A 7,229-nucleotide genomic window follows, 5' to 3' on the forward strand; every position below is an offset into this window, starting at 1 on the left:
TATTTAAAACGCAAACGTGTAATTAGGAGAAACGATGGCCACAATGGAAAAACTCACGCATGTATCAGAAATTAACAAGCTGATATCACTGGGCAAGGAAAAAGGTTATTTGACCTATGAAGAGGTCAATGATGTCCTGCCCTCTGATGTTGTGACTCCGGATCAAATTGATGACCTCATGCACCTTTTTGGTGAAAATGAGATAGACATTGTTGACACCACTCTTAAGGGTGAAAAAGTAGCCGCTGAGAAAGAAGACCGTAACAAGGAAGAAAGCACTGAAGATTCCCAGACTTCCAAGTCTGATTCAGTTTCCATCGATGATCCCGTCCGATTGTATCTCAGGGAAATGGGAACTATCTCACTGCTCACCCGCAAGGGCGAAGTGGAAATCGCCAAAAGAATTGAAGCCGGGCAAAATGAAGTGCTGGCGGCAGTGGCCAGTTGCGCAGTCACTACCCGGGAACTTGTTACCATGGCTGACCAGGTTAAAAAAGGAGAGATCCGTATCTTTGACCTGATTCAGAGCCCTGAACCAGAGGAAAACAAGGAACAGTCTGAGAAAGATGAAACTAAAAAATTCATAAAAAAAGTTAAATCCTTAAAAACGGAATTTAACAAGCTTGAAAAACTGCAGCTGAAACTGGAAAGTGGCAAGCTGTCAGAAAAAATGCAGACTAAAACATCCGATCAAATTCAAAAACAACAAAAAGAAGTTGAAAAGCTCATTTCTGGATTGTCTCTCTCTCAGGATGAAATGGATAGTGTCATCGAAAAAATTTATTCGATCGCAGCCGAATACAGGGAAGCAGGAAAAACGGAAAGAGATATCGAAAGGCAACTGGGAATTTCACTGGCTGGAGTAAAAAAACTGGCTAAAAACTGGACCAAGCAAAAAAGCGTAAAGGTTCCAAAAGGTAAAGTTGTTACACGCACCCAATATGACAACTTCATCAAACAGGTACAAACCGGACGTCGAAAGATAAAAAAAATAGAGAAGGAAACATTAACCAGCAAAGACAGCCTGCTGGCTACTGTAAGGTCCATAGCCCGTGGCCGCGTTAAAGACAAAACCGCTAAACGGGAACTGGCGGAAGCCAACCTCAGGCTCGTGGTCAGTATCGCCAAAAAGTACACCAGCCGGGGACTCCAGTTTCTTGACCTGATCCAGGAAGGCAACATCGGCCTCATGAAAGCGGTTGACAAATTTGAGTACCAGAGGGGCTATAAGTTTTCAACCTACGCGACATGGTGGATTCGACAGGCTATCACCCGAGCAATTGCGGATCAGGCCCGGACGATACGTATTCCGGTACATATGATCGAAACTATCAACAAATTGATCCGTGTATCAAGACATCTTGTTCAAGAACTGGGTCGTGAACCAACTCCGGATGAAATCGCTGTCAAAATGTATTTGCCGGTGGACAAAGTTCGTAAAGTTCTAAAAATTGCCAAGGAGCCCATCTCCCTTGAGACTCCAATTGGTGAAGAAGAAAACAGCCACCTGGGGGATTTCATCGAAGATAAAAAAGTCCTTTCGCCCATCGATTCGGTGGTCAAAAAGAATCTGAAGGAACAAACTCTCAAAGTTCTCTCGACCTTGGCATCACGTGAAGAACGTGTATTGCGAAAACGGTTCGGTATAGGGTTGGATTCAGAGCACACACTGGAAGAAGTTGGGCAGGATTTTGCGGTCACCCGCGAGCGTATCCGACAAATTGAGGCAAAAGCCCTGCGCAAACTGCGGCATCCAAGCAGAAGTAAGAAGTTACGAAGTTTTATTGAAAGCTGATTGTGTGGGCCTATAGCTCAGTTGGTAGAGCCCCCGGCTCATAACCGGTAGGTCACAGGTTCGAATCCTGTTGGGCCCACCAATATTACAAGGACTTATGGGATTACCCGTAGGTCCTTTTTGGTTTGGGTAGCGCTTTGGGTAGCATTTTGACTGAAATTAGAAGATATAGGGGTCTGGAGCAAACTAGTTCTCAGACCTACTATCCCTAAATCTATGTGGTGTGGTAACAAGCTCTGAAGCCTTAGGAAAAGACTAGGTTCACGCAGGGATTATTATTTTCCCTACGCTACTTTTCACTGGCTCTCAATTCAAATTCTGAGGCATGGCATATCCCCAAATTGCAGGGCCGAATATCGATATGTTCGCCCGAACGTGTTAGACCAATTTTTTAGGGTCGCACATAAATGGCGTCAGAAAAGATAAGAGGCTGGTTCTAGGTGGATGGATTCACCACCTGATTAATCATTGGTTATGTAAGTTTTGAAACTCTTTTTTCGATTACTTTAGTTTGTTGCTAGAGTTGAATGGCCACAAATCATGACGGCCCCAGTAGATAGGCTCCCCAATATAAAAAATGCAAAAGATGTCTGGCTGGATCGGTATAACAACCAACGTACTCATCAGGGAAAACGGTGTCAGGGAAGAACACCGATGCAAACTTTTACTGAAAATATGCTTGCGGCAAAAGAAAAAATGTGGGACATGGAGGGAAGCTCTGAGCTGACAGCCACCATCTAAACTTACAATCGACCAAAGAAGAGTAGCTGCACTATCAACTCTTAGCTAAAACAGTTTATAATCTTTTTATCGAGCTTTTACTTTTTTCCAGCTTAGCGTTACCTTTCCTTTTCTAATTTTGACCTGGCAACCCAGCCGCATCCCTTCTTCCAGATCTTCAGGCAACAAATAATCTTTTTCTTCTTCCGTGACCCGGGACACATTTTCTCTTCCTTCCGCCACTGTTACTTCACAAACCCCACAAGTACCTTCAGTACAACCAAAGGAGAGTGACACACCAACCTCATCGCAAAAGTCTATAAGGGGAGTGCCGTCTTCTACATCATAAGTTACATTATCCGTTTTAAAATAAACTTGTGCCACAAACTTCACTCCTTAATGAGATACTTTGTAGATGCTAATAAGCCTTATTAGGATTCACAGATATTCAATAAAGTTTTTATTTTATTAAACTCCTGTGTCCTGTAAAAACTGTATATGTGGAATTTGTTCCTCAGTGAGCGTTTTAGGAATCTTTACTATAATTCTTACCAATTGGTCACCACGTTCTCTTGAAGCAAAGTTTATTCCTGCTCCTTTAAGCCTAAGCTTGGTACCATATTGAGTGCCTGGTGGAATTTTAACTGATTTTATACCCGTTAAAGTTTCAACCTCAACCGTTGCGCCTAAAACAGCCTGAGTCAGCTTTATTTCAGCATCAACAACAATATTTTTCCCCTCTCGGCGAAAAAGAGGATGGGAAAGAACATTAATAAGCAGATGCAAGTCGCCTCTACGGTTATCCAAAGGGGAAGCCTGACCTTTTCCATGTACGCGTAAAACTTTTCCATGTGTAATTCCCGGAGGAATTTTCACACTGGTCTCTTCTTTAACTCCATTTCTTGCAATAGAAATTGTACGTTGACACCCCAGAGCTGCCTCCTCAAAGCTAATCGTACATTCCTTTTTAATTGGGGGAATTTTAACTTCACGCTGTTGCGCTCTCCCGTGGGAAAATGGGTTGCCAAATCCACCAAAACCCTGTCCCTGGAATGGATTACCTCCTCCGAAACCGAAGTCTCTGAGAATCTCATTTATGTCAAAATCACGAAAAATATCTTCTTGCGAAAACTTCTGATGGAAACCTTCGGAACCAAATTGATCATATTGATTTCGCTTCTTCTTATCACCTAGAACAGCATAAGCTTCACTGACTTCTTTAAATCTTTCCTCAGCTTTTGGGTCACCCTCGTTTCTATCAGGGTGAAACTTCATAGCTAGCTTACGGTAGGCTTTTTTTATCTCACTATCAGAGGCAGTTTTCTCGACGCCCAAAACAGAATAGTAGTTTTTCATATCGCTAATGGCTTGATAAATAAGGAGTAATCAGATAAACTAAAAAATGACTATTTATAAATATTATATACCGCAAGATGATCAAAAATGCAGTGAAAAATAACTTAATAATATTGTTGGTCCTGATTTTTGCAGGATGTGGCGGCTACCTTCCAGCTGAAAAAAAGCATTGGCCGATAAACCAACAAGAAAGACATTCCTGGAATCCTCCTGATGAGTCAGTATTATCTGAAAGAAGGGCAAATCAGTTATGGCTTGATAATCTCACAAAGGAAATAGAGGTCCTTTTTGCTAATCATGCCACCTTTTCTAATAGGGAAATAGCATTGTTTGAATCTGTGAGTAAAGTTGACCCGAAGATAAATGCGATGAGCTCCAAATATGGCAAACAGATTGAGTCTGAGCGAGAGCGCAGGGTCCGAATGCAGAAAGATCTTGAGATGTCTAAAGTGGGTTTTACAGATGCGCAAACAAGGCTGAAAAAAATAATGGAAGTTAAACCCCCAGTTATTTTTTCTATCGAAGATTACAACTTGGCAATGAAGAACTTTCGTGATGGACAATTTAAAAAAAGTTTAAATCTCTTTTTGAAACTTAACCGGCAAAATCCTCCATCATTCTTAAAAGACAATATCCATTTTGGTTTAGGCTCTGCCTATTATCGATTAAAAAATTATTCCAATGCTACAAAGCATTTTCAAAAAATTCTGGACAATTATGCTTACGGTGATAAAAGATTTGTCTCTTACTTCATGCTGGGTTTAATTCATAACCTTCAGGGTGAAAAGAGTCGTGCAATATATTTACTTGAAGAAGCCTTGAATAATAACCCTCCTGAAAATATGCGCAATACTATTCATCGCTTGATAGAAATAGTTAATGATGACTCCTCCAATGCTGCAGGTTAATTCGCCCGCTATTGACTTGGAAATTGAAGAATGGTTGGGTGGTTCTTCAAGCAATATAAGTAACGAGATTGGCCGGCCTATACTGATAAAGGTTTTTCAAGTTAATTGTCCCGGTTGTTTCACTCACGGATTTCCTGAAATCCTTGAGATAAGAAAAAAATTTATAAATTCTCCTCTACTGGTTTGGGGATTGGCTACTGCATTTGAAGACTTTCACCTTAACAATTTAGAAAATTTAAAAAAGCTGATTGATGATGGCGAGTTGGTTGGTGCAACTTATGAAGTATTAAACTCGCAAGGACTACTTTCAAATAATAGACTGGATTATTCCATACCCTTTCCTGTCGCCTGGGATAAAGTGATTCCCTACAAACCAAGCGACATTGATGTTGACGCGCAAAATCTTATCAAAAAAGATTTCCCTCAATTTGATTCATTTCCACAAAAAAACCAGAATCTTATTTTGAACCAGATACTCGACTATTTAAAACATAAAAAGTATGTCGCTAAAACATTTGAGGCATATCAGTTTAGAGGCACCCCTTCAACTTTATTGATTGATAAGAATGGAATTCTAAGAGGAAAGTGGTTTGGCTCTGGTTATGGGCTTGAACATGAAGTGGAGAAGGTTTTAACATAGAAAACCTGATTGAGAGCATATTATTTTACAGGTTTTGAGATTCATTCGAATTATTCATGGTTTCTTCAGTTATAAGTTTCTGCAACTTGAACTTTCTGTATAAACTCATATTTTCTTCCTGTAGGTTTTGTTCGAATTCTTCAGCTCGTTCTAAAATATTTTCAGGGTCCCTATTATCGACCTTCTTGAGTTCATTATCCAATTTCGACTTCATATGAACCTCCGTAGTCAAGTTATTGACTTTAAATTTTATATATTAAATTATAAGTTTTATACCAAGTAAATATTAAAATATTGATATATAATTAAATTTATGCAGTTTTGGGCATATATCCGGGAGTTTAAATTTTAAGGAATTTTGGAGTTATCGAGTAATGCCATATTTAAATTTTAATCAGTTTGTAAACAAAATTGATCTGCTGGAAGAGGCTAATATCCTTATCGCAGCGCTTGAATTCAAGGTATTCACCCACCTTGAAAAAAAACAGATGACCCATTTAGCTTTCGCAAAGAAGGCAGGGGTCAACAATGAAGGAGCTGAGGCGTTGTTAAATGCCTTAGTTTCACTAGGAGCAATAAAAAAAACGGGTAATAAATTTTCAAATACCTCGGAAAGTTACAAACATTTTTGTGAACTCAGCCCAAATTACAAGAGAGGAACTGTTTTTTTGCGAATGGAAAATCGTGACGAATGGTCCAAGCTTGTCGACATCATTCGAAATGGGAGAAAGTTAACAAAAGTTGAAGACGACGACCCTGATTTTCGCGAACCTTTTACCCACGCGATGCACGAAAGAAGTCAAAAGTATTCCAAACCGCTTACAAAGTTTATTACTCGAAAACCCGTGGGAAAATTAATTGATATAGGTAGTGGTCCTGGAACCTATTCAGCAGAAATTTTGAAAGTTGATACATCAGCACAGGCCTTTCTGATTGACAGGGAAACAAGTCTTGAAGTTGCAAAAAATTTAATAAAAAACTCTCCGGTCGCGAAAAGAATTTCATTTGTAAAAGGAGATATTTTCAAAGTTGATTTTGAGAAAAATACAGATACTGCATTATATTCAAATATACTGCACATCTATAATTCATCTGAAAATCAAAAGTTGATAAAAAAAATTCACAAATCCCTTAAAAGAGGTGGTCGAATTTTAATTGTTGATTTGTTTCTGCATGAAAATCGTATTAAACCTTATGATGCGGCATTATTTTCATTAACCATGCTAATGTTCACGGCTACAGGAAAAACATATACCTTCAAAGAAACTGAGAAAATATTAAAAAAGTGCGGATTTGGAAAATTTAAGCGTTTTGAATTAGGGGAGGGCAGTAGCGTCATTGAAGCGGTAAAAATTTAACTCTTATACAATAATAAAGATTTTTCGAATTTTTCCAATAAGAACTCTGCAGATTCCATTAGGACAGGTAAAAATTTCTTGTCTCGTTCATATTCTTCATCCAAAAAACTTTTATCTTTCTGCAATTCCTTTTTATTTATTATTTCGCAATTAGACCGATACCACTCAGAAAATCCCTCAAAATCGTAGCCCTGAAGCAATAAGGCCGTATCTTTATCTTTCAAAACATCCTTATAAAGATTTACCATAGCAGTAATAAATGAGCGCTTACTCTGAGAATCAGGCTTTGACTCATATTGCGACTTGATAATTACAGCTTTATTGCGAATTGATTTTAAATCTCGAATTAATCTTGATATTGATTCATACATATTATCTGTAGTTTTTTGCTCATATGTAATTGTCTCAAACAAACCATCACATTTTTTCTTTATCGATTTATTACAATATGC

Annotated in this window: 8 protein-coding genes and 1 tRNA gene; 6 read left to right on the top strand and 3 right to left on the bottom strand. The window is 38.7% G+C overall.

Annotated features, from left to right (window positions below; translation table 11 throughout):
• Nucleotides 1-34 precede the first annotated feature (34 nt).
• The 3 genes from rpoD (at nucleotide 35) to F3741_05530 (ending at nucleotide 2,536) form a co-directional block, all read left to right on the top strand.
• Nucleotides 35-1,795, top strand: a complete 1,761-nt coding sequence (gene rpoD, locus F3741_05520; GenBank protein ID MZG30260.1) for an RNA polymerase sigma factor RpoD — start codon at nucleotides 35-37, stop codon at nucleotides 1,793-1,795.
• A gap of 6 nt (nucleotides 1,796-1,801) precedes the next feature.
• Nucleotides 1,802-1,877: transfer RNA gene (locus F3741_05525), tRNA-Ile, on the top strand.
• Nucleotides 1,878-2,335: 458 nt separating this feature from the next.
• Nucleotides 2,336-2,536 carry a hypothetical protein gene (locus F3741_05530; protein ID MZG30261.1) on the top strand — a complete coding sequence of 67 codons (201 nt, stop codon included), beginning with the start codon at nucleotides 2,336-2,338 and terminating at the stop codon, nucleotides 2,534-2,536.
• 66 nt (nucleotides 2,537-2,602) lie between these two features.
• Here the strand turns inward: F3741_05530 and F3741_05535 are convergent, their stop codons facing one another.
• Entirely contained in the window at nucleotides 2,603-2,899 is a 297-nt protein-coding gene (locus tag F3741_05535) for a 2Fe-2S iron-sulfur cluster binding domain-containing protein (GenBank protein MZG30262.1), read from the bottom strand.
• Between the two features lie 84 nt (nucleotides 2,900-2,983).
• On the bottom strand, nucleotides 2,984-3,871 hold the full coding sequence (locus F3741_05540) for a DnaJ domain-containing protein (GenBank protein ID MZG30263.1): 888 nt from the start codon (nucleotides 3,869-3,871) through the stop codon (nucleotides 2,984-2,986).
• A 77-nt stretch (nucleotides 3,872-3,948) separates the two neighbouring features.
• Between F3741_05540 and F3741_05545 the strand changes: the two genes are divergently transcribed.
• Both F3741_05545 and F3741_05550 read left to right on the top strand, forming a co-directional pair.
• Complete coding sequence (locus tag F3741_05545) at nucleotides 3,949-4,779, top strand: tetratricopeptide repeat protein (protein MZG30264.1); 831 nt, start codon at nucleotides 3,949-3,951, stop codon at nucleotides 4,777-4,779.
• Nucleotides 4,751-5,419: a TlpA family protein disulfide reductase gene (locus F3741_05550; GenBank protein ID MZG30265.1), complete on the top strand. Its 669-nt coding sequence runs from the start codon at nucleotides 4,751-4,753 to the stop codon at nucleotides 5,417-5,419. Before F3741_05545 ends, F3741_05550 begins: the two co-directional genes overlap by 29 nt.
• A gap of 25 nt (nucleotides 5,420-5,444) precedes the next feature.
• Here the strand turns inward: F3741_05550 and F3741_05555 are convergent, their stop codons facing one another.
• Entirely contained in the window at nucleotides 5,445-5,633 is a 189-nt protein-coding gene (locus tag F3741_05555; GenBank protein ID MZG30266.1) for a hypothetical protein, read from the bottom strand.
• Between the two features lie 160 nt (nucleotides 5,634-5,793).
• Between F3741_05555 and F3741_05560 the strand changes: the two genes are divergently transcribed.
• Nucleotides 5,794-6,777, top strand: a complete 984-nt coding sequence (locus F3741_05560; protein ID MZG30267.1) for a methyltransferase domain-containing protein — start codon at nucleotides 5,794-5,796, stop codon at nucleotides 6,775-6,777.
• Nucleotides 6,778-7,229 lie beyond the last annotated feature (452 nt).

Source organism: Nitrospinota bacterium, assembly GCA_009873635.1.
Taxonomy (GTDB): Bacteria; Nitrospinota; Nitrospinia; order Nitrospinales; family VA-1; genus LS-NOB.

Bases quoted from the DNA above. Each gene is read 5' to 3' on its own strand.
- rpoD (MZG30260.1), top strand. From the start codon at position 35: ATGGCCACAATGGAAAAACTCACGCATGTATCAGAAATTAACAAGCTG.
- F3741_05530 (MZG30261.1), top strand. From the start codon at position 2,336: ATGACGGCCCCAGTAGATAGGCTCCCCAATATAAAAAATGCAAAAGAT.
- F3741_05540 (MZG30263.1), bottom strand. From the start codon at position 3,871: ATGAAAAACTACTATTCTGTTTTGGGCGTCGAGAAAACTGCCTCTGAT.
- F3741_05545 (MZG30264.1), top strand. From the start codon at position 3,949: ATGATCAAAAATGCAGTGAAAAATAACTTAATAATATTGTTGGTCCTG.
- F3741_05550 (MZG30265.1), top strand. From the start codon at position 4,751: ATGATGACTCCTCCAATGCTGCAGGTTAATTCGCCCGCTATTGACTTG.
- F3741_05555 (MZG30266.1), bottom strand. From the start codon at position 5,633: ATGAAGTCGAAATTGGATAATGAACTCAAGAAGGTCGATAATAGGGAC.
- F3741_05560 (MZG30267.1), top strand. From the start codon at position 5,794: ATGCCATATTTAAATTTTAATCAGTTTGTAAACAAAATTGATCTGCTG.